The organism is Rathayibacter sp. VKM Ac-2801, assembly GCF_009834245.1.
Classification (GTDB): Bacteria; Actinomycetota; Actinomycetes; order Actinomycetales; family Microbacteriaceae; genus Rathayibacter.
Window position 1 is genome coordinate 726,765 of record NZ_CP047183.1, and the last position, 19,463, is coordinate 746,227.

The following is a 19,463-nucleotide window of genomic DNA, read 5'->3' on the forward strand; positions in this document are numbered from 1 at the left end:
CTCGCCGTGCAGGACCCCCTTGCCAGGAGCGCGCGGCTGTGCACCAAACGTTCCCCCGCGCCTTCCGGGAGGGGCGGCCCGGCCGCTACCGCAGGGCGAACGCCTCGCGGTAGAGCGCGGTCAGCTCCGGCGAGCCGGGGCCGCTGAGTCCGCAGGTGAGGACCGTGTCCCCCTCGACCGCGAGGAGGTAGTCGACGCCGTTCTCGAAGGTGATCGGCGCGCCGTCGACGGCCGATTCGGCGGACTGCGTGACCGTCACCACGTCTCCGACTTCGCCGGCGTACCGGTCGAGGACGTGGAGGGTGACGACTGCGCCGTCAATGCCGCGCACTTCTGCGCGGAAGGCGACCTGGGCGGCGGAGAGCGCCTCCGCGGTGACCGGCGAGCACACGGCGCTCGGGCCGCCCGTGCCGTAGAGCTGGAACGCCGAGCTCGACGTGCCGCTGAAGCCGAGGGCGAAGGGGAGGAGGAGCGAGGCGGCTGCGGCGGCGCTCAGCGCGCCCACGCCGAGAGTGAGCCACGGGGAGCGGCGACGGCGCTCCGAGACTGCGGGCTCCTCGGTCCCGGGGCCGCCGGTCGCCGCGGTGACGTGGGCGGCGAGCTCGACCGGCGCGAGCGGAGGCAGCGTCGAGGCCGGATCGATCGAGTGCAGCACGGTGCGCAGGTCCGCACCCGACGTCGCGTCCGCCGCGTCTCCGCCTGCCGGGTGCCCGCCTGCCGCGTCTGCGCCCGCCGCGTTCCCGCCTGCCGCGGCCGTCGCGGCGGCGAGCAGCTCGGCGAACTCCTTCCGCCCGCGGTCGAGGCGCAGCGCGACGGACTCCGGCGACTCGGCCTGGACGACGGCCATCCCGCGGACGTCGAGCCACTCCCACGCCCACAGGCGGAGCAGCTCGGCGTCGGCCTCGCGGACCCGCGCCAGAGCGAGGCGGGCCGCCGCGTCGGAGGCCCCATCGTCGTGCAGCTGCGGCGGATCCACGACCCCGACGCGCTGCGAGAGCAGGACCTGCCTGCGCTGCAGCCGCCTGGCGGTCTGGAGCTGCAGCCGGGCGACGGCGATCGCCCACGGGACCGGGTCGCCGTCGGGGAGGTCGTCCCACCGTCGGTGCAGCGCGCCGAGGGTCGAGGCGAGGACGTCGTCGGCCTGGGCCTCGTCGGTGCGGCGCCAGAGGTAGCGACGGACAGGATCGGCGATCGCGGCGGCGAGAGCGGCGAAGCGCTCCGGGCCCGCGAGAGGAGCTGGCATGCCTCCATGCTCCCCCGTCGCGCCCGGCGGCGCTCGTCCGGACCCGGCGCGCCGAGCTGTGACTGTGCCGAGGAGCCCGGCTGGAGGGGGCGCCGGTCAGCGCCTGGAGCCGCCCGCGGACTCGAGCCACCCCGCGACGAACGGCTCGATGTCGTCCACCTCGGCCAGTGCGAGCCGCTCGAGCTCCACGCCGCGGCACTCCAGGGTGAGGACGTGCCCGCGCACGGAGGCGGCCGCGCGCACGGCGCCGTCGCCCTCCCAGACCTCGAACGGCTCCTGCTCCCCGTCGACCTCGATCTCGGCGATGCGGGTCGGCGCGGGAAGCGCCTCCGGGCGGACGAACGAGCTCGGGGACTCCTCGCGACCGCAGAGCAGCGCGACGTCCTGGCGGGGATCGCCGAGGGTCGTCCGCGTCTCGACGGAGGGGCCCGCTCCGCCGCGGACCGCGTCGGCGCGGAGGAAGGACAGACCGTGCGGCCCGCCCGAGAAGATCCACTCGCCGAGCAGCCGCCGACCGCTCCAGTCGGAGACCCCCCACACCGGCAGATCCCCGAAGGAGGAGCGGACGCGTGCGGCCCACTCGGCGAGATGCGCGGAGTACTCCGCCTCGTCGAGCCGGCCGCCGTAGTGCATGGCCCGATCCTAGAACGCGGGTACGGGGGAGGCCAGGTCCGCGAGGCCGTCCGCGGAGAGAGCCCCTCGGAGGCCGGGCCCCTCGGAGGATGGGCCCCTCGGAGGCCGGGCTCCTCGGAGGCCGGGCCCCTCGGATGCCCGACCCCCTCGGAGGCCGGGCCCCTCGCTACTGTGAACGTCGACCCCCGCCTCCCTTCCCCGCCGAGGAGCACCATGCCCATCTGGACCCTGCACGGAGACGGCCGCACCGTCGAGCCCGGCGCCGTCGTCGCCCCCGGCGAGCGACTCGCCTGGCCGGCCACGATCGCCATCGGCATCCAGCACGTCGTCGCCATGTTCGGAGCGACGTTCCTCGTGCCCGTGCTCACCGGGTTCCCGGTCGCCACGACCCTGCTCTTCTCCGGAGTAGGGACGCTGCTGTTCCTCCTGATCACGCGCAACCGGCTCCCCAGCTACCTCGGCTCGAGCTTCGCGTTCATCGCGCCCGTCACCGCCGCGACCGCCGTCGGAGGGACGGGGTCGGCGCTCGCCGGAGTCGTCGCCGTGGGCCTCCTCCTGGCCGCCGTCGGCGTCCTTGTGCAGGTCGTCGGCCTGGGCTGGATCGACAGGCTGATGCCCCCGGTCGTCGCCGGCGCGATCGTGGCCCTGATCGGGTTCAACCTGGCTCCGACCGCGTACCTCAGCTTCAAGCAGGCGCCGATCACCGGCACGATCACGCTCGCCGCGATCATCCTGTCGAGCGTGTTCCTCCGCGGCTTCCTCGGCCGCGTCTCGATCTTCCTCGGCGTGGTCATCGGCTACGTCGTCGCCCTGCTGCGGAACGAGATCGACTACTCCGCGGTCGGTGCGGCCGACTGGTTCGGCCTGCCGCCGTTCACCTTCCCCGACTTCGCCTCCGGATCCACCTGGTCGGGCATCGCGATGTTCCTGCCGGTCGTGCTCGTCCTCATCGCCGAGAACGTCGGCCACGTCCGCGGCGTCGCGACGATGACCGACGCCTCCGCCAACGCGAGCACCGGCCGCGCCCTGATCGCGGACGGCGTGGCGACCACCCTCTCCGGCGCCTTCGGCGGCTCCGGCACCACGACCTACGGCGAGAACATCGGAGTGATGGCGGCCACCCGCGTGTACTCGACGGCCGCCTACTGGGTCGCCGGCGTCACCGCGATCCTGCTCAGCCTCTCGCCCAAGGTCGGCGCCGTCTTCAACTCGATCCCGGCCGGAGTCCTGGGCGGCGCGACCACCGCGCTCTACGGCCTGATCGGCGTGATCGGCATCAAGATCTGGATCGACAACCGCGTCGACTTCTCGCGCCCGGTCAACCAGTACACCGCCGCGGTCTCCCTCGTGATCGCGATCGCCGGCTTCTCGTTCTCCTCGGGCGGCTTCGAGCTCGGCGGCATCGTCCTCGGCGCCGGCGCCGCCCTCGTGATCTACCACCTCGGCAACGCCATCGCCCGCTGGCGCCACACCGGCGCTGACGACGGCGGCCCGCTCCCCGCCATCGGCCAGCTCGGCGGCGACCCGCAGGACCGCTGACCGCGGCCTGCGCCGGCGCCGACGGCACCGCCGCCGCTGAGACGCCGCTCCAGTGCCGAGACACCGCTCCAGTGCCGAGACACCGGCCGCGATGCGGTGTCTCAGTGCTGAGTGCGGTGTCCCGGTGCGGCGAGTCGAGTGGACGGGCCGACGACCCTCGATCGTCGCCCCGCGGGTCGTAGGGTTCGAGAGTGCTCGAACCCCTCCTCCCCGTGCTCTCCTTCACCCGCTACGACATGAGCGCCGCAGGGTCGGCGGCGTCGCTGTTCCTCGACCGGACCACCCTCTGCGGGATCTACGTCCTGGAGTTCGAGAACAGTCAGCGGTACGTCGGCCAGACCACGAACATCGTGAGCCGGTACGCGACGCACAGGCGCCACCACGGCGACGTCGTCGCCTTCCGCTTCGCTCCCTGTGAGCGTGCGCAACTCGACCGCGCAGAAGTGGCCGAGATCCGGAGGCAGGAGGCCGAGCACAGCCTCCGCAACCTCGCACTCACCGGCTGGCCGGGCGGAGTCGATGACCTCGGTGTCACGCTGGAGGAGGGGCGGAGCGTCCTTCTGCCCTGGAACAGAGAGGATCGCCCTCGGGTGGGCGAGGAGGGCGAGGCGACGATGCCGGGCCGCTTCTGGGAGCTGGCTCGCCGCGAGGACTACCTCGACCTCTCGGCAGCCCTGGGCCGGTACATCGGCGAAACGGTCCCCGATCCGTTCGGAACACAGCAGATGCTCTGGACGGTGTCCGCGCTGCCGTCCACGAGGCGGACGAAGAAGCGGCGACGGCTCCTCACTCTGAGCTGCGGAGTGCTGGAGACGGTCTTCGTCCAGGAGGACCTGGAGAGCGGGGAGATCGTCATCGCCGTCAATGTCGATGCCCCGACGTTCGCGGAGCGGGTGGATCAGCAGGGAGTCACCGAGCTCCCGCCCGCTTTCGGAATCGAGTACTCGACCAGCTACAAGAGCGCGGAGGTCAGCGGCTGGGAGTTCGAGTCGTGGGAGCAGTTCTGGGAGGCGCTCGACTTCGAGCCGTTCGTAGAAGCGGCCTACAAGCTCAACACGACGCTGATGCGGCGAGGCGGCAGCCCCCTCCGCCGTCACCACAATCCGTTCTTCGCCAGCGACCTGCTGTTCTCCGCGGTCAGGATCGACGCCGAGGGCGATCGATCCGCGGAAGAGCCCGCCGACTGAGCGCACAGCCGCCCCGGGACGCCGCCGTGCCGTCGAGACGCCGCTCTCCGGCGGACGTGCTGGCGCGCGCGGCGGCGTCTCGGCGTCCCCCGGAGCGGCGCCCGCGCTTACCACGTTCGGGGAAGTCCGCAACCCGGTGCGCTCCCAGGCGGCTCCCGCCTAACGTCGAGCGTGACGACCGCAGCAGCGGAACGCCGCACACCGAGTGAGACAGCAAGGAGCACCACCGTGCCGCAGATCATCGAGACCGTCGACGTCAACGTCCCCGTGTCCGTCGCCTACAACCAGTGGACCCAGTTCGAGGAGTTCCCGCGCTTCCTCGACGAGGTCGAGTCGATCCAGCAGGTCACCGACACCCTCACCGTCTGGAAGGTGAAGGTCGGCCCCGTCGAGCGCGAGTTCGAGGCGAACATCACCGAGCAGCACCCCGACGAGCGCGTCGCGTGGAACAGCACCGGCGGCGAGACCGACCACGCCGGCGTCGTCACCTTCCACAAGCTCTCCGACACCGAGACCCGCGTCACCGTGCAGCTCGACTGGGAGCCCAAGGGCTTCCTCGAGACCCTCGGCTCGCTCGTCGGCGCCGGCAGCCACGCCGTGAAGAAGGACCTGAACAACTTCAAGGAGTACATCGAGAAGCAGGGCACCCCCGACGGTGCCTGGCGCGGCGACGTCGAGGCCTGAGCCGTGACCGACACCAGCACGCCGAACGACTCCGAGGGCGAGAAGAAGGACGGCGGCCTCGGCACCGAGGGCACCATCCCCGCCTCCGAGGACGGCCTGGCCGTCGGCGTCTCGGGCGACTCGCACTTCAACCCCGAAGAGGACGAGCCCGCGGACTCCGAGAGCTGACCTCCCCTCCGCGAGATGCCACTTGTGCACGCGACACGCCGCGAGGCGTGCGCACAAGTGGCATCTCGCGGTTGACGCCTAGCGCCAGGCGCGCGTGTACTGCGGAGGTACCGGCAGGGCCGCGCCGAGCTCATGGGCCATCCGCACCGGAGCGTTCGGGTCGCGCAGCAGCTCGCGGGCGAGCAGAACGACGTCGGCGTCGCCGTTCGCGACCACGCCCTCCGCCTGCTCCGCCGTGGTGATCAGTCCCACGGCTCCGACCAGCGCACCCGTCGCCCTCCTCAGATCGCGTGCGAACGGCACCTGGTAGAGCGGCGCCACCGGGATGCTGGCGTGCACCAGCCCGCCGGTCGACACGTCGAAGAGGTCCACCCCCTCGGCGCGCGCCCACTCCGAGACGGTGATCGTCTCCTCCAGCGTCCAGCCGCCCTCGGCCCAGTCGGTCGCGGAGAAGCGGACGAGCAGCACGAGCTCCCCGATCTCGGCGCGGACCGCGCGGACGACCTCGAGCAGCAGGCGCGCCCGATTCTCGAGCGAGCCGCCGTAGGAGTCCTCGCGGGTGTTCGAGAGCGGCGACAGGAACTGGTGGAGCAGGTACCCGTGCGCGGCGTGCAGCTCGATCACGTCGAAGCCGGCGTCCGCAGCGCGGCGGGCGGAGGCGCGGAACGCCTCGACGAGGCCGGGCAGCTCCTCCGCCGCCAGCTCACGCGGCTCCGCGTAGCCCTCGAACGCGACGGCCGAGGGAGCGACGGTCGGCCAGCCGCCGTCCTCCAGCGGCACGGATCCGCGTCCGCTCCACTCGCGGTAGGTCGACGCCTTCCGGCCGGCGTGGGCGAGCTGCACGCCCGCGAGCGCGCCCTGCCCGTGCACGAAGTCGACGATCGGAGCCCAGGCGTCGCGCTGCTCGTCGTTCCACAGCCCCGTGTCCCAGGGGCTGATCCGCCCCTCGGGGACGACGGCCGTGGCCTCCGCGATGACGACGCCGGACCCTCCGCGCGCGAGCCCGCCGAGATGCACGAGGTGCCACGAGGTGGGCACGCCATCCTGCGCCTCCACCGAGTACTGGCACATCGGCGCCGCCCAGAGGCGGTTGCGCGCGGTCCTCGAGCGGAGCGTCAGCGGCTGGAACAAGGCGGTGTCGGTCATGTCTCTCCTGTCGTGCAGCTCCGCGAGATGCCACTTCAGTACGCGACACGCCGTGGAAGGCGTGCGCAAGTGGCATCTCGCGGAGAGGGTCAGGTGCTCCAACCGGGAGGAGAGCCCGGCTATGCCCGGATCAGCGCGGCCAGGTCGCCCCGGGCGCGTCCTGCCAGACGGTGCTCGGCGGGGCGAGCGACTCCAGCTCTTCGAACAGCGCGTCGGGGATCTCGAGCGCGTCGTCGGCCACGAAGGAGTCGTAGTGCTCGGCGGAGGTGGCACCGACGACCGTCGTCGTCACGCGGGGGTCGCGGGTCGAGAACTGCAGCGCGGCGGCGGCGAGCGGCACGCCCGCCCGGTCGCAGGCCGCTCCCATCGCCGCGACGGCGTCCACGATCTCGCGCGGAGCCGGCTGGTACGCGTACGAGGCGACGGGCTCGGGCCAGCGTGCGAGCGCGCCTCCGCCGTAGACCGCCGCGTTGACCACGATCACGCCGCGGTCGACGGAGGCGTCGATCAGCTCCTCCGAGGAGCGGTCGACCAGCGTGAAGCGGTTGTGGGTGATCACGGCGTCGAACAGGCCGGTGTCGACGTAGTGGCGCAGCATCGGCGCGGGTCCGCCCGAGATCCCGATCGAGAGGGCGACGCCCGCCTCCTTCATCGCGACGAGCGCGCGGACGGGTCCGTCCTCGCCGAAGGCCTCGTCGTACGAGATGCGCTCCGGGTCGTGCAGGTAGAGCAGGGGGAGGACGTCCATCCCGAGGCGCTCGCGGCTCTCGTCGAGGCTGCGGCGCATCCGCTCGGCCGAGTAGCTGCCGGTGCTCGGGTCGCGGTCGAGCTTGGTGACCACGGTGATCCCCTCGGGGACGCCGCCCCGCGCCTGCAGGGCCTCGCCGATCAGGCGCTCGCTGTGCCCCTGCGCGTACTCGTTCGAGGTGTCGATGACAGAGACGGCGCGGGTGGCGGCGGCGGAGTCGAGGACGCGCTCGAGGGCCGGCACCCGGTCGAGGTCGGCGACGCGCTCGGGGCGCCAGGAGGTGCCGAGGGTCAGCCGGGTGACGGTGGCGCCGGACGGGCCGAAGGGCCGGAGCGCGGAGGTCTGCGAGGTCATCGGACCAGCCTGGCAGCGGAGGGGCCGTCACCGCACCCGACCGGCAGGTGAACGGACGGTGCACGGTGCGCTCCGTGCGCGCGCCGCTCTAGGCTCGGCGCGTGACCGTCGACCTCTCCTCCGCCCGCTCCGCCGTGCTCGACGCTCTCGCCACTCCGGCGCTGGTCCTCGACGAGGCTGTGCTCGACCGCGACATCGCCGCCGTCGCCGCCGCGGCCCGCGAGCGGGGCCTGGCGCTCCGCCCCCACGCCAAGACGCACAAGTCGCTCGAGATCGCCCGGCGCCAGCTCGCCGCGGGGGCCGTCGGGCTCACCGTCGCGACCGTCTCGGAGGCCGAGGTCTTCGCCGCGGGAGGGGTGCGCGATCTCTTCATCGCCTACCCGCTCTGGCTCGACGCCGAGCGCGCCGGGCGGCTCCGCCGCGTCCTCGCGAGCGCCCGCGTGCGGGTCGGCGTCGATTCGGCGGAGTCGGCCGAGCGCCTGGCCGCGGCCCTGCCCGGGCGCGAGGGGCTCGAGGTCGTCGTCGAGATCGACTCCGGCCACCACCGCAGCGGCGTGCTGCCCGCCGAGGCCGGCGCGATCGCCGCGGCCGCCGTCTCGGCCGGGCTCGACGTCGCCGGCGTCTTCACCTTCCCCGGCCACAGCTACGCGGCGGGCAACGGAGCGGCGGCCGCCCGCGATGAGGCGCGCGCCCTCGCCGAGGCGGTCGCGTCGCTCGCGGCGTCCGGAGTCGAGGCCCGCGTGGTCAGCGGAGGATCGACCCCCTCGGCCGCGTTCGCCGACTCCTCGGTGCTCACGGAGCTGCGTCCCGGAGTCTCGGCCCTCGGCGACGCCCAGCAGTGGGAGATCGGCACGATGGCGCCCGAGGACATCGCCGTCACCGTCCTCGCCACGATCGTGTCCCGCCGCGGCGACCACCTGATCGCCGACGCCGGCAGCAAGGTGCTCTCCTCCGATCGCGGCGCGGCCTCGAGCGGCTTCGGCCGCCTCCCGGAGCACCCGGAGGCGCGCATCCCGGTGCTCTCGGAGCACCACGCGACGATCACCGGAGTCGACCTGCCAGTGGGGACGCGCGTGCGGATCGCGCCGAACCACGTCTGCGTCGCGGTGAACCTGGCCGACGAGTACCGCGTCCTCCTGCGCGGCGGCGGCGGTGCGACCTGGCCGGTCGACGCCCGCGGGCGAAACAGCTAGGCGATCCGCGAGCGCGGGATCCGCAGGCCGAGGAGCGCGCTCGCCGCCAGAAGCACGAAGGCGGAGGCGAAGGCCGCGGTCGGCGAGGCGGCGTCGGCGAGGGCGCCCGCGAGCAGCGGCCCGATCACGCCGCCGAGGTCGGAGGCGGCCTGGAACACCGAGACCGGCTTGCCCCCGCGCTCGCCCGCCGCGTCGCCGACCAGCGCGCCCGGGGCCGTGCCCATGAAGGCGGCCGCCGCTCCGTAGACGCACAGCAGCACGACGAGCAGCCACAGCTCCGAGACGAACGGCATCGCCACCGCCGCGACGGAGAACCCGCCGATCAGCGCCGGGCGCCGGCCGACCGTGTCGACGAAGCGGCCGGCCGGAGCGAGCGCGATCGTCTGCACCACCGCGGCGATCGCGAAGGCGATGCCCGTCCAGGCGGGCTGCCCGCCCAGGCCCTCGACGACCAGCACGGGCACGAGCGTCGCGCGGACTCCCATCGCCGACCAGCCGAGGGCGAAGTTCGCCAGTACCGCGCTCTGGTAGCGGCGGTCGCGGGCGACCTCGCGCAGCGGCTTCGTCCTCGCCGCGGCGGACGGCGCCGCGTCGCGCTCCGGCCGCTGCAGCAGGATCAGCCCGACGAGCCCCGCGATCGCGAGCGTGCCGGCGTAGAAGAAGAAGGGTGCCGTGAGTGAGATCGCCGTGAGCACGCCGCCCACCGCGGGGCCCGCCATGCCGCCGAGCAGGAAGCCGCCCTGGTAGAAGCCGATCGAGCGGCCGCGCCGCTCCGGGCTCGCGGTGCGCAGGAGGAGCGTCATCGCGGCGACGGAGAACATCGCGGAGCCGATGCCGCCGGCTCCGCGCAGCAGCAGGAGGTGCGGGTAGTCGGAGGCGAAGCCGACCAGCGCCGAGGAGAGCGCGACGATGCCGATGCCGACGGCGAGGACGACCCGCTCGCCGAACCGGTCGACCAGCGGCCCCACGAACGGGTTCGCGACCAGCCGCATCAGCGCGAACGCCGAGACGACCGCGCCGACCGCCGTGTAGTCGACACCGAAGCTGCGCACGTAGGTCGGCAGCACCGGCACGACCACGCCGAAGCCGAGCATCACGAAGAAGGCGACGACCCCCAGCACGAGCACGTCCCGCGGCAGTCGCTCGCTGTCTCGGGAACGCCACGGGAATCGCACCTGTCGACGCTACCCCCTGCCGGGGGCCCCACCCGACGCTGGGCGGGAACCCGTCGGGCAGCACGCCGGACGCGCCGGGCGGACCCGTTCCGCGCCGCGTGCCCGGTCGGCGAGCCCGGGCCGGTTACGGTCCTCGGATCCACTGCGGAGGAACCCGGCGGACCCGGGAGCGGACCGCCTCCGGGACCGGCCCTCGACCGACGGGAGACCCGTGAGACGCACCACCGCCGTGCCGGCCCTGCTGGCGACCACGCTCCTCCTCACCGGGTGCGGGGAGCCGGGCGGCGTGCAGGATCCCGCCCCGTGCCATCCGCTCGAGGACGCCTGGAACGCGTACGCGACGGAGTTCGATCCCGGACTCCGCGACACGTTCCGCGAGGCCCTCCTCCGCTTCGACGACGGCTCCTCGACCAGCACGGCGGCCCACGCAGCAGGCCTCGCCACCGTGAACCTCCTGCAGGCGATCTCCGGTGATCGACGCGCGAGCGAGTACTTCTGGAACGCGCTCGACCTGATCGGCCGGGAGTGCGCCGAGGCGGGAGCGCCGCTGTCGTTCGACCACCACGGCGAGCAGCTGACGACGGGGAGCGGCGCCGACCACGGCCGGTCGCCCTGGGTCGTCGACGCCCCCGATCAGCCGGCGAGCGGCACGATCGAGCCGACGATCCCCGGGTAGCTGACGTAGTAGAGGACGCCGTCGCGGTGGAGGACGCCGCGGCCGGGGTAGCTCTCGTCCGGTCCGTCGGGTCCGTCGAGGAAGCCCGGAGCCGCGGCGTCGTCGGCGGTGAAGCCGTCGGCGAGGAGCGCGGCGCTCCGGTCCGGCCACTCCGCGTCAGGGACCGCCAGCTGCCCGACCACGACCGACACGTCGCCCTGGCCGGTCCACCGGCAGAGCACCCCGTCCTCGGCGATCTCCTGCACGACGGGGTAGTCGAAGTCGTAGGCCGTCGCCTCGGGCGCGAGGGCGAGACCGTCGTCGGCGAGCGACGCCTGCTCGTCGGCGGTGAGCAGGTCCTCGCAGGGGAGCAGGGCGGTGGCCGGGGTCGCCGTGGGCAGCGGGGTCGCGCTGCCGGCGCTCGCGGTCGGCACGGCACTGCTCGTCGCCGGAGCGCTCGAGACCTGCGGTGGAGCGCTCGACGCGGGCGCCGGGGCCGTCTCGCCGGCGCTCCCGGTGCAGCCGCTCAGCGCGAGCAGCCCCGCCGTGCAGGCGAGGAGCGCACCGGCTCCCCTCGTGGTCGTCGTCCGGATCATCGCGAGCCCCCTCGTCCGCGGCGGCCGCGTCGCCGCCCCCTCGATCCTCTCCTCCGCTCTCGCCGGCTGTCCACCGCCCCCGGCGGGTGCGGAGGCGACCACCGCTTCGGCCCGGCGCCGATGGCACGACCCGCGGCGGCACGGCGCCGTTGACCGCGTGGTCGCCGACGATCCGCGCCGTGAACACCCCAGGGGTTGTGGCTCGCGGCCGTGCGGGCGTTGCGCCAGTGCCGGTCGAGGCTCTTCGGGGAGCTCACTCCGGAGGCGCTCAGCGCGCGGCCGCCGAGACCTGCCCCACCACCTGCAGGATCTGCGGATCCGCCGCGAACGACTCGGCGTTCCCGTGCGAGAAGATCCGCGTCCGCGCCCGCACCTCGCGTGACGCCCGGGGTCCCTCCGTGACCTCCGGGGTCCCTCCGTGACGCCCGGATCGGGGAATGCCTCGCGCCCGGGGCTGTTGGCCCAGGGGATGTCCTCCACCACTCCCGTCCCCCCGTCCGACTCCCGCAGCGCCCTCGTCGTCGGTGCGACCGGCATCGGCGGCTCCGCCCTCGTCGACCTGCTCACCGCGCAGGGGTGGCCGGTGACCGCCCTCTCCCGCCGCCCGATCGACGCGCGCCCCGGCGTCGCTCCGCTCGCCGCCGACCTGCGCTCGGCCGAGGACCTGGCGCGCGTGCTCGCCGACCATCGCCCCACCCACGTCTTCTTCACCGCCTGGTCGCGCCAGGCGACGGAGGAGGAGAACATCGCGGTCAACGGCGGCATGGTCCGCGACCTCCTCGCGGCCCTCGCGCACGCTCCCGTCGAGCACGTCGCGCTGGTGACCGGCCTCAAGCACTACCTCGGGCCGTTCGAGGCGTACGGGCAGGGCGCGATGCCCGACACCCCGTTCCACGAGGAGGAGGAGCGCCTGGACGCCCCGAACTTCTACTACGCGCAGGAGGACGAGCTCTTCGCCGCGGCCGAGCGCGCCGGGTTCACCTGGTCGGTGCACCGCTCGCACACGGTCATCGGGCACGCCGTCGGCAACGCGATGAACATGGGGCTGACCCTCGCGGTCGCGGCGTCGATCCACCGTGCCGAGGGCACCCCGTTCGTCTTCCCCGGCTCGCTCACGCAGTGGAACGGCCTCACCGACATGACCGACGCGACGATCCTCGCCGAGCAGATGCTCTGGGCGTCGACGTCGGAGGCGGGCCGCGACCAGGCCTTCAACGTGGTCAACGGCGACGTCTTCCGCTGGCGCTGGATGTGGACCCGGATCGCGGAGTACTTCGGAGTCGAGCCGGTCGGCCCGGGGGAGGAGCCGCAGCCGCTCGAGCAGCAGATGGCGGGGGCCGAGCCGGTCTGGCGGCGCCTCGTCGACGAGCGCGGGCTGATCGAGCCCGATCTCTCCCGAGTGGCCTCCTGGTGGCACACCGACGCAGACCTCGGCCGGAACCTCGAGGTCGTCACCGACATCGGCAAGTCCCGCCTCGCGGGCTTCACGGCGTTCCACCGGACGGTCGACTCGTTCACGGCGCTCTTCGACCGCTACCGCGCGGAGCGCCTGATCCCCTAGCCCGTCGGCGCTCATCCGTCGCCGCTCCGTCGTCCGCCGGACACCCGGCCGACACCCCTCGTCTCCCCGCCGTGCCTAGCGTCACGGCATGGTGGCGAGCGGATGATCGAGCGGGTGGACCCGTTCCTGGGCACGGAGGCGACCGCGCTCCCGGAGCCGACCGGGCTCGCTGCGACGTGGTGGTCGCCGAAGCCGCAGATCGGCAACACGCACCCCGGAGCCACCTACCCCCTCGGCATGGTGTCCGCGTGCTCGTACTCCGGCGCCTACCCCACGGGCTACGGCCGCTACGACCTCGCGCTCGAGGGAGTCCCGCCGACGCTCCACGACGGCCTCGAGGCGAGCGGGTTCACCCACTTCCAGCAGTCGGGCACCGGGGCGATCCGCAAGTACTACAACTACCTGCGGGTCACCCCGATGCTCGAGCCGCTCGACGAGCTCGGACGCAGCTGGGCACTCGAGGACGAGGTGGCGGAGCCCGGCTACTACGCGGCGACCCTGTCCTCCGGCGTGCGGGCCGAGCTCACCGTCGGTCCCGCCTCCGTCGTCCACCGCTACACCTTCCCCGAGCACCGCAGCGCCCGCGTCGTCGTCGATCTCTCCCTCGGCGGCCTGGCGATCCCGAGCGGAGCGACCGTGCCCCTCCGCGCCCGGCTGCACTCGATCTCGCCCGGGGTCGCCGCGGGTGAGGTCGTGATGGAGGGCGCTCCGCTCGCCGTGCACCTCGAGTGCGACGCCCTGCAGTGGCGGCAGATGCTCTGGTACGACCGCCGGCTGATGCCGGGCGGCACCCGGCTCGACTTCGACCACATCCGCCCGACCACGCTCCGCCCCTTCGGGCTGATGTGGGCGGGGCCCAGCACGGCCGGTCGGACCGTCGAGCTCCGGATGGGCTTCTCGCTGCGGGGCACCGACCGCGCCCGCGAGAACCTGCACCGCGACGTCCCTCCGGCGGGCACCGGGTTCGACCAGCGCCGCGATCGCACCCGCAAGACGTGGCGGAAGCGCCTGCGCACGATCGCCGTCGACACCCCGTCCGCCGAGCGCGAGACGGTCTTCTCGACCGCGCTCTACCACTCGCTGATCAAGCCGTGCCTCGCCCCCTCCGAGAGCCCGTTCTGGCCGACGGACGGACCCTTCGTCTTCGACATCAGCACGATGTGGGACATCTACCGCACTCAGCTCCCGTTGCTCACGATGCTCCTGCCCGACCGGGCGGTCGAGATCGCGGCGGCGCTCCTCACCATCTGCGAGGAGGAGGGCAACTTCCCGATCGGCTACCGGATGGCCAAGGGCAGCGACCGCTTCTCGCGCCAGGGCAGCGCCCTCGCGCACACCTTCCTCGCCGACCTCTGCCGGCTGGGGCTGCCCGGGATCGACTGGGACGCCGCTCTCGTGCACATGAGCGAGGACCTCAAGCGGATGTACGGCGAGGAGTTCCTCGCCGCGGGGGAGGCGCACCCGATCAGCCACACGCTCGACCTGGCGCACGGCTACTGGTGCACAGCGGTCGTGGCCCGCCACGTCGGGGACCTCGAGCTCGCCGAGCAGCTCGAGGAGCGCGCCGCGCAGTGGGTGAACGCGTTCGACCTCCGCTCCGGCCTGCTCAAGGACTCGACGTACTACGAGGGCACCCGGCACAACTACTCCTTCCGGCTGCTGCACGACATGGCCGGGCGCATCGCCCTCAGCGGAGGGGACGAGGGCTTCGTCGCCCAGCTGGACGAGTTCTTCGGCTTCGGAGCCGAGGCGGTCGTCCAGCCCGGGCTGCGCCCCGAGCGGAGCGAGATGCTCGCGGGAGCCGAGCTCGGGCGCTTCGAGGGGCTCAACAACGAGCCCGACATGGACTCGCCGTGGGCGTACCACTACGCGGGACGGCCCGACCGGACCGCCGAGATCGTGCACGGCGTGCTGCACCAGCGGTTCGGAGCGGACCGGGGCGGCCTGCCCGGGAACGACGACTCCGGGGGCCTCAGCTCCTGGTACGTGTGGGCGAGCCTCGGGCTGTTCCCCGTCGCCGGGCAGGGCCTGGTGCTGGTCAACGCGCCGAGCTTCGCGCGCGCGTCGGTGGCGATCGGAGGGGCCGACCTCGAGATCCGGACCACCGGCTTCGTCGAGCCCGAGCCGGGCGGGCCGGTCCAGTACGTGCAGTCGGCCGAGTTCGACGGCGCGCCTCTCCTGGCGAGCGTCCTGACCGCAGCCGCCCTCCATCGCGGCGGCGAGCTGCTCCTGCACCTCGGTCCGGAGCCCTCCGTCTGGGGGACCCTGCCCGAGCACCGCCCGCCCTCATGGCCGGCGCGACGGCGCTGACCCCGCTCGCCCTCGCTCCCGCCACCACCGACCCCCCGCGTCCGGCTCCGCCGCCGCACCCGACCGACGACCCCTGAAGGAGACCCATGGACCAGAGCACGCACGCGAACACCGTGCAGAACAGACTCGTGATCGTCGTCCGCGCCGATCCGGTGATCTGCGGGCACTCCGTCGAGGCGCGCAATCTCGCCGAAACCGCCCGCGAGCGCGGGTTCGACGAGGTCCGGATCGTCACGTGGCCGATCGACCGGCTCGAGGCCGCGGGCCTCCCGCTCAAGCCGCTCGACGCCGTGCTGCCCTACAGCGACGGCATCGTCGTGGAGCGGCCGGAGCCCGTGGGCGACTACAAGGTCCCGGACGGCCGCTGGCTGGCCGGGATGACCGGACGCCTGATCGAGCTGTTCACCGACGGCGTCCCGACCGTCTGCCTCTCGCTCTACCTGAGCCCGCACACGCTCGTCGTGGCCGACGCCCTCCGCGCCGCCTGGAGCACCGGCCTTCCCGTCGAGGTCACCACGATCGCCGAGGCCGTCGGCTCGGACGTCACCAACGTGGTCCGCCGGGCGGTGGAGGAGGGCAGGCTGGGCGCCGCCGCGCACATCCTCTCCTCCTACCTCTCGCAGGACCACTGCGTCGCGGTGTCGGAGTACACCCGCGACCTGATCATCGAGGAGGCGGAGCGCGTCGACGCCGCGCACGGGACGCGCTTCGCCCCGCAGTGCCGGGAGCGCATCGCGGTCTCCTACCCGGCGATCGACGCGGACGCCTACCTCGACCTCGACGCCGGAGTCGTCGAGGAGGTCGTGCGGGCCCGCGGACTGCGGACCGACGGCTACGTCCTCTTCCTCTCCCGCCTGACCGAGGCGAAGGGCGTGGAGGACCTCATCACCGGCTACGAGCGCAGTGCCGTCCACGAGCACCACGAGCTCGTCATCGCGGGTCGCGGTCCGCAGGAGGCGGAGCTGCGCCGGATCGCGGCAGCGTCGCCGCTGGCGCACCGCATCCGCTTCCTCGACGACGTCGGCGATGCGGAGAAGCCCTACCTGATGGCGGGCTGCGCGGCGTTCGTGCTCCCGAGCAAGCCGCGGCCCGAGTTCGTCGAGACCTTCGGCATCGCGCTGGCCGAGAAGATGCTCGCCGGAGGCGGGCCGATCATCACCACGCTGACCGGCGGCATCGGAGAGGCGATCGGCCGGCACGCCTTCGTGACCCCGGTCGACAGCCCGGACACGATCGCCGCGCTCCTCGACCACGCCGTCCTCGAGCTCAGCGCCGACGATCGCGCACGCCGCGCGGCGGCCGCCCGGGAGTACGCCCTGCAGTTCGATCGGCGGGTCGTGTTCGACCGCCTCTTCGCCCGTCTGGCGCGGCCCGCCGTGGCGACGGCGGCGCTCTAGCGGCGGGATTCCGGAGAGGCCGCCGCCGCGGCGCCCCTCGCGATGAGCACATCGGGCGAGAGCTGGTGGCGCACGAAGCGGAGGGTGAAGCTGCGGCGGTCTCCTCCGGAGACCCGCTCGGCGAGGACGCGGATGCCGAGGACGGCGACGACGCGCCACTGCTCCGTCTCGTGGGCGACGACGGCGCAGAAGAGGTCGCCCGGGCGCACCTCGTCGACGGTGGTGAGGCTGTTCGTGCCGTGGGTCATCTGGCCGCTCCTGGTTCCGGCGGACCTCGCGGACGGCGCTTCGGGTGCACCGCGCAGCCGTCCGCCGGTCGCTCGAGAGGGGGGCCCGAGCGGCCGGCGGCCGGTCATGCGTGCGGCAGCAGGGACGAGCCCGCCGGAACGACCCCGTGCCGCAGGAGCAGTGTAGGACTGCGACCCTGACCGTGGCGCGGAATGTCAACCACGTGCGAGCGCGCTCCCGGGGTTCTCAGACCCGGAGACGACGGAACCCGCCTCCCGGGCGGGGAGGCGGGTCGGGTCGGTGGTGCGGCGGCGGAGCCTGATCGGGGGCGGCTCCGGCGCGGAGGGTCAGGCTGCGGGCTCGGCGCGGCGCAGCGGGACGGCGGCGTTGCTCGTCGGCTCGGGCACGATGCGGAGGCCGGCGCCGCTGTTGGCGCGCTCCATGAGGGCCTCGACCCACTCCGGGTTGATCGTGGGCTGGCGGCTGCCCTTGAACTCGAACTGGATCGGGATGGTCGGGTGCATCCACACGCCGCGGCGGCCGGTGCCGGCCTGGGGGCTCGCGTCGAGGGTGAGCAGGAAGCGCTCGTCGCGGCGGAACTTGTTGATGATGACGATCTGGAGGTGGGCGAGGGCGCGGTCCTCGACCTCGATGGCGGCGGGGGGAGTGCCGTACAGGATGTTGCCCATGGTGTGCTCCGATCTGACGTGCGAGTGGCTGACGTCCGTCACTCTATATCGCTAGAAAGGCTTCCTACTAGTTGAGCTAGCTACTTACGTCGCGGAGTGCGTTTTCTGTCCATCACCGTGCGACGGCTCGATTGTGCGCCCGATCGGGGGCGCGGCAGAAGACCCTCGGAGTGAACTCTCGGGGAAGCACGGCCCGGGCCGAGGGGACGCCGGTCAGGCGCGGCGCTGCTCCCGCACGCCGTCGGCGTACTCGCCGATCGGCTCGCCCGCGAGCTCCTGCGCGGCGTCGACAGTCTCGGAACCGGCCGGGCGCTCGACGATATCGCGCATCGTCTGCAGGAAGCGGATGACGGTCCCGGCCTCGGAGGGGTTGAGCGTCTCGGCGGCCTCGAGCATGCGGCGGTGCATCTCGTCGAGCGTCTCGCGCACCTCGCGGTGGGAGGTCGGGGTGGCGACGATGCGGATGGCGCGCCGGTCGCTCGGGTGCGGCTCCCGGACGACGTGGCCGCTCTTGACCAGGCGGTCGATGAGCACAGTCGTGGAGGCGGAGGAGATGCCGAGGTAGGAGGCCAGGTCCTTCGGGCTGACGTGCACGCCCTTCTGCTGGCGACGCATGAGGAACTGCACGGCCAGCAGGTCGTTCTCACCCATGCCCATGGATCCACGGGTGCGGCGGCGCATCGCGGCCTCCGCCGTGCGGAAGGCGCGCATCGCGGCGAGGACCTCCACCGCTCCGGGCTCGGTCGCCTCGCCCGAGTACCAGAAGGCCCCGGGTCGCTGCAGCGTGACCTCATCCATGCCGAACAGTCTAGACAGTCTCGTAGCAAGAACATCTAGTTAAGCCAACCTCCCTCCGGACGGTTGCCGGAGTGGGTGACCGACCACTACGAAGGAACTACTAGCTAGACGAGCTAGAGACTCGATCGCGAAGGGAGCTGCCCGTGCTGGACGAACTCGACCGCCTGCGGCCGTTCCCCGCCGCCGTCGTGGATCCGCTGGTCGGCTCCACCCTGGCCGGCCGCTACCTCGTGCTCGAGAGGGTGGGGGAGGGCGGCAGTGCCACCGTCTACCGCGCCCGCGACCTCCGCCTCGCGCGCCAGGTCGCCGTCAAGGTCCACCGCGACGTCCCGGACACCCCCAACGAGCGGGCGCGCCGCGAGCGCGAGATCCGCTTCCTGATCGACTCGCGTCACGCCTCCGTGGTCGACGTCCTCGACCAGGGCGAGATCGCCGGCGAGGAGGGCGCCCTCGCGTTCCTCGTCCTCGAGTACTTCGACCGCGGCGACCCGGCGGCCGCCTGGTTCGGCTCCGGCGACCAGCGGCTCATCGCGGAGGTCGGAGCCCAGGTGGCCGATGCTCTCGGGCACCTGCACGCGCAGGGCGTCCTCCACCGCGACGTGAAGCCCGAGAACGTCCTCGTCCGCTCGCGCGCCACCGCGTCCGGCTTCTCGGCGCACGAGGCCAAGCTCAGCGACTTCGGGATCGCCCGCTCGATCGACGACGCCCGGCTCACCCGCTCCGACGTGCTGGTGGGCACCGCCGCGTACCTCAGCCCCGAGAGCCTCGGCTCCGGCCCGGTCGGACCGGCCTCCGACGTCTACTCGCTCGGGCTGGTCCTGCTCGAGGCCGTCTCGGGCCGCAGGGCGTACACCGGCACGACGCTCGAGATCTCCATCCAGCGCCTCCACCACGCGCCCGTCGTCCCCGAGTCGGTCCCGGCGGAGTGGCGCGGGCTGCTGACAGCGATGACCGCTCTCGACCCCGCCGACCGCCCCTCCGCCGAGGAGGTGGCACGCCGGCTCTGGGCCCGCCTCGCCGGCGGTCCTGCGGCCGCCCCCTCCCGCAGCGGAGTCACGGGCACGATCGCCCTCGTCGTCGCGGGCCTGGTCGGCGCGGTGTCTGCCCTGTCGCTCACGGGTTGGCCCGCATGAGCGCCCTGAGCGGCCCCCGTCCGCTC

General features: G+C 73.3%; 19 protein-coding genes. 10 read left to right on the forward strand and 9 right to left on the reverse strand.

Translation table 11 applies throughout. The features are described 5' to 3' along the window. Window positions 1-85: 85 nt before the first annotated feature. Window positions 86-1,243 (reverse strand): hypothetical protein, encoded by a 1,158-nt coding sequence (locus GSU45_RS03270; protein ID WP_159912694.1) that lies wholly within the window; start codon window positions 1,241-1,243, stop codon window positions 86-88. Between the two features lie 96 nt (window positions 1,244-1,339). Then, a complete protein-coding gene (locus GSU45_RS03275; RefSeq protein ID WP_159912696.1) occupies window positions 1,340-1,876 on the reverse strand; it encodes a hypothetical protein in 537 nt (178 codons plus the stop codon). A gap of 213 nt (window positions 1,877-2,089) precedes the next feature. On the opposite strand from GSU45_RS03275, the gene GSU45_RS03280 reads away from it, so the two are divergent. From GSU45_RS03280 to GSU45_RS17060, 4 genes are all read left to right on the forward strand, one after another. Beyond that, the gene (locus GSU45_RS03280) at window positions 2,090-3,415 is read left to right on the forward strand and encodes a solute carrier family 23 protein (protein ID WP_159912698.1); all 1,326 of its coding nucleotides are present in this window, start codon (window positions 2,090-2,092) and stop codon (window positions 3,413-3,415) included. Between the two features lie 191 nt (window positions 3,416-3,606). Continuing rightward, on the forward strand, window positions 3,607-4,602 hold the full coding sequence (locus GSU45_RS03285; RefSeq protein ID WP_159912700.1) for a GIY-YIG nuclease family protein: 996 nt from the start codon (window positions 3,607-3,609) through the stop codon (window positions 4,600-4,602). A gap of 228 nt (window positions 4,603-4,830) precedes the next feature. Further along, entirely contained in the window at window positions 4,831-5,286 is a 456-nt protein-coding gene (locus GSU45_RS03290) for an SRPBCC family protein (protein WP_104224157.1), read from the forward strand. Window positions 5,287-5,289: 3 nt separating this feature from the next. Beyond that, complete coding sequence (locus tag GSU45_RS17060; RefSeq protein ID WP_167302041.1) at window positions 5,290-5,454, forward strand: hypothetical protein; 165 nt, start codon at window positions 5,290-5,292, stop codon at window positions 5,452-5,454. A gap of 78 nt (window positions 5,455-5,532) precedes the next feature. Here the strand turns inward: GSU45_RS17060 and GSU45_RS03295 are convergent, their stop codons facing one another. Continuing rightward, window positions 5,533-6,600: an NADH:flavin oxidoreductase/NADH oxidase gene (locus tag GSU45_RS03295; protein WP_159912702.1), complete on the reverse strand. Its 1,068-nt coding sequence runs from the start codon at window positions 6,598-6,600 to the stop codon at window positions 5,533-5,535. 130 nt (window positions 6,601-6,730) lie between these two features. Continuing rightward, window positions 6,731-7,702, reverse strand: a complete 972-nt coding sequence (locus GSU45_RS03300) for an aldo/keto reductase (RefSeq protein WP_159912704.1) — start codon at window positions 7,700-7,702, stop codon at window positions 6,731-6,733. A gap of 101 nt (window positions 7,703-7,803) precedes the next feature. Between GSU45_RS03300 and GSU45_RS03305 the strand changes: the two genes are divergently transcribed. Beyond that, on the forward strand, window positions 7,804-8,895 hold the full coding sequence (locus GSU45_RS03305) for an alanine racemase (RefSeq protein ID WP_244248195.1): 1,092 nt from the start codon (window positions 7,804-7,806) through the stop codon (window positions 8,893-8,895). Here the strand turns inward: GSU45_RS03305 and GSU45_RS03310 are convergent. Next, window positions 8,892-10,070, reverse strand: a complete 1,179-nt coding sequence (locus GSU45_RS03310; protein WP_244248196.1) for an MFS transporter — start codon at window positions 10,068-10,070, stop codon at window positions 8,892-8,894. The two genes, GSU45_RS03305 and GSU45_RS03310, sit on opposite strands and share 4 nt — an antisense overlap. A 211-nt stretch (window positions 10,071-10,281) precedes the next feature. Here GSU45_RS03310 and GSU45_RS03315 point away from each other — a divergent pair, with 211 nt between their 5' ends. Continuing rightward, the gene (locus GSU45_RS03315) at window positions 10,282-10,746 is read left to right on the forward strand and encodes a hypothetical protein (RefSeq protein ID WP_159912706.1); all 465 of its coding nucleotides are present in this window, start codon (window positions 10,282-10,284) and stop codon (window positions 10,744-10,746) included. Here the strand turns inward: GSU45_RS03315 and GSU45_RS03320 are convergent. Then, a complete protein-coding gene (locus GSU45_RS03320; RefSeq protein WP_159912708.1) occupies window positions 10,704-11,321 on the reverse strand; it encodes a hypothetical protein in 618 nt (205 codons plus the stop codon). The two genes, GSU45_RS03315 and GSU45_RS03320, sit on opposite strands and share 43 nt — an antisense overlap. 469 nt (window positions 11,322-11,790) lie before the next feature. Between GSU45_RS03320 and GSU45_RS03325 the strand changes: the two genes are divergently transcribed. The 3 genes from GSU45_RS03325 (at window position 11,791) to GSU45_RS03335 (ending at window position 16,589) form a co-directional block, all read left to right on the forward strand. Then, entirely contained in the window at window positions 11,791-12,882 is a 1,092-nt protein-coding gene (locus GSU45_RS03325) for an SDR family oxidoreductase (protein WP_159912710.1), read from the forward strand. Window positions 12,883-12,996: 114 nt separating this feature from the next. Next, window positions 12,997-15,192: a glycoside hydrolase domain-containing protein gene (locus GSU45_RS03330; protein ID WP_244248197.1), complete on the forward strand. Its 2,196-nt coding sequence runs from the start codon at window positions 12,997-12,999 to the stop codon at window positions 15,190-15,192. Between the two features lie 86 nt (window positions 15,193-15,278). Next, a complete protein-coding gene (locus GSU45_RS03335) occupies window positions 15,279-16,589 on the forward strand; it encodes a glycosyltransferase (protein ID WP_159912714.1) in 1,311 nt (436 codons plus the stop codon). Here the strand turns inward: GSU45_RS03335 and GSU45_RS03340 are convergent. The 3 genes from GSU45_RS03340 to GSU45_RS03350 form a co-directional block, all read right to left on the reverse strand. Then, a complete protein-coding gene (locus tag GSU45_RS03340; protein ID WP_159912716.1) occupies window positions 16,586-16,837 on the reverse strand; it encodes a hypothetical protein in 252 nt (83 codons plus the stop codon). The genes GSU45_RS03335 and GSU45_RS03340 overlap by 4 nt on opposite strands. A 327-nt stretch (window positions 16,838-17,164) precedes the next feature. After that, complete coding sequence (locus GSU45_RS03345) at window positions 17,165-17,506, reverse strand: ATP-dependent DNA ligase (protein ID WP_104224199.1); 342 nt, start codon at window positions 17,504-17,506, stop codon at window positions 17,165-17,167. A gap of 213 nt (window positions 17,507-17,719) precedes the next feature. Further along, the gene (locus GSU45_RS03350; protein ID WP_159912718.1) at window positions 17,720-18,304 is read right to left on the reverse strand and encodes a MarR family transcriptional regulator; all 585 of its coding nucleotides are present in this window, start codon (window positions 18,302-18,304) and stop codon (window positions 17,720-17,722) included. A gap of 143 nt (window positions 18,305-18,447) precedes the next feature. Between GSU45_RS03350 and GSU45_RS03355 the strand changes: the two genes are divergently transcribed. After that, complete coding sequence (locus GSU45_RS03355; protein WP_159912720.1) at window positions 18,448-19,437, forward strand: serine/threonine-protein kinase; 990 nt, start codon at window positions 18,448-18,450, stop codon at window positions 19,435-19,437. Window positions 19,438-19,463 lie beyond the last annotated feature (26 nt).

Bases quoted from the DNA above. Each gene is read 5' to 3' on its own strand.
- GSU45_RS03270 (WP_159912694.1), bottom strand. From the start codon at position 1,243: ATGCCAGCTCCTCTCGCGGGCCCGGAGCGCTTCGCCGCTCTCGCCGCC.
- GSU45_RS03275 (WP_159912696.1), bottom strand. From the start codon at position 1,876: ATGCACTACGGCGGCCGGCTCGACGAGGCGGAGTACTCCGCGCATCTC.
- GSU45_RS03280 (WP_159912698.1), top strand. From the start codon at position 2,090: ATGCCCATCTGGACCCTGCACGGAGACGGCCGCACCGTCGAGCCCGGC.
- GSU45_RS03295 (WP_159912702.1), bottom strand. From the start codon at position 6,600: ATGACCGACACCGCCTTGTTCCAGCCGCTGACGCTCCGCTCGAGGACC.
- GSU45_RS03300 (WP_159912704.1), bottom strand. From the start codon at position 7,702: ATGACCTCGCAGACCTCCGCGCTCCGGCCCTTCGGCCCGTCCGGCGCC.
- GSU45_RS03320 (WP_159912708.1), bottom strand. From the start codon at position 11,321: ATGATCCGGACGACGACCACGAGGGGAGCCGGTGCGCTCCTCGCCTGC.
- GSU45_RS03325 (WP_159912710.1), top strand. From the start codon at position 11,791: ATGTCCTCCACCACTCCCGTCCCCCCGTCCGACTCCCGCAGCGCCCTC.
- GSU45_RS03335 (WP_159912714.1), top strand. From the start codon at position 15,279: ATGGACCAGAGCACGCACGCGAACACCGTGCAGAACAGACTCGTGATC.
- GSU45_RS03340 (WP_159912716.1), bottom strand. From the start codon at position 16,837: ATGACCCACGGCACGAACAGCCTCACCACCGTCGACGAGGTGCGCCCG.
- GSU45_RS03345 (WP_104224199.1), bottom strand. From the start codon at position 17,506: ATGGGCAACATCCTGTACGGCACTCCCCCCGCCGCCATCGAGGTCGAG.
- GSU45_RS03350 (WP_159912718.1), bottom strand. From the start codon at position 18,304: ATGGATGAGGTCACGCTGCAGCGACCCGGGGCCTTCTGGTACTCGGGC.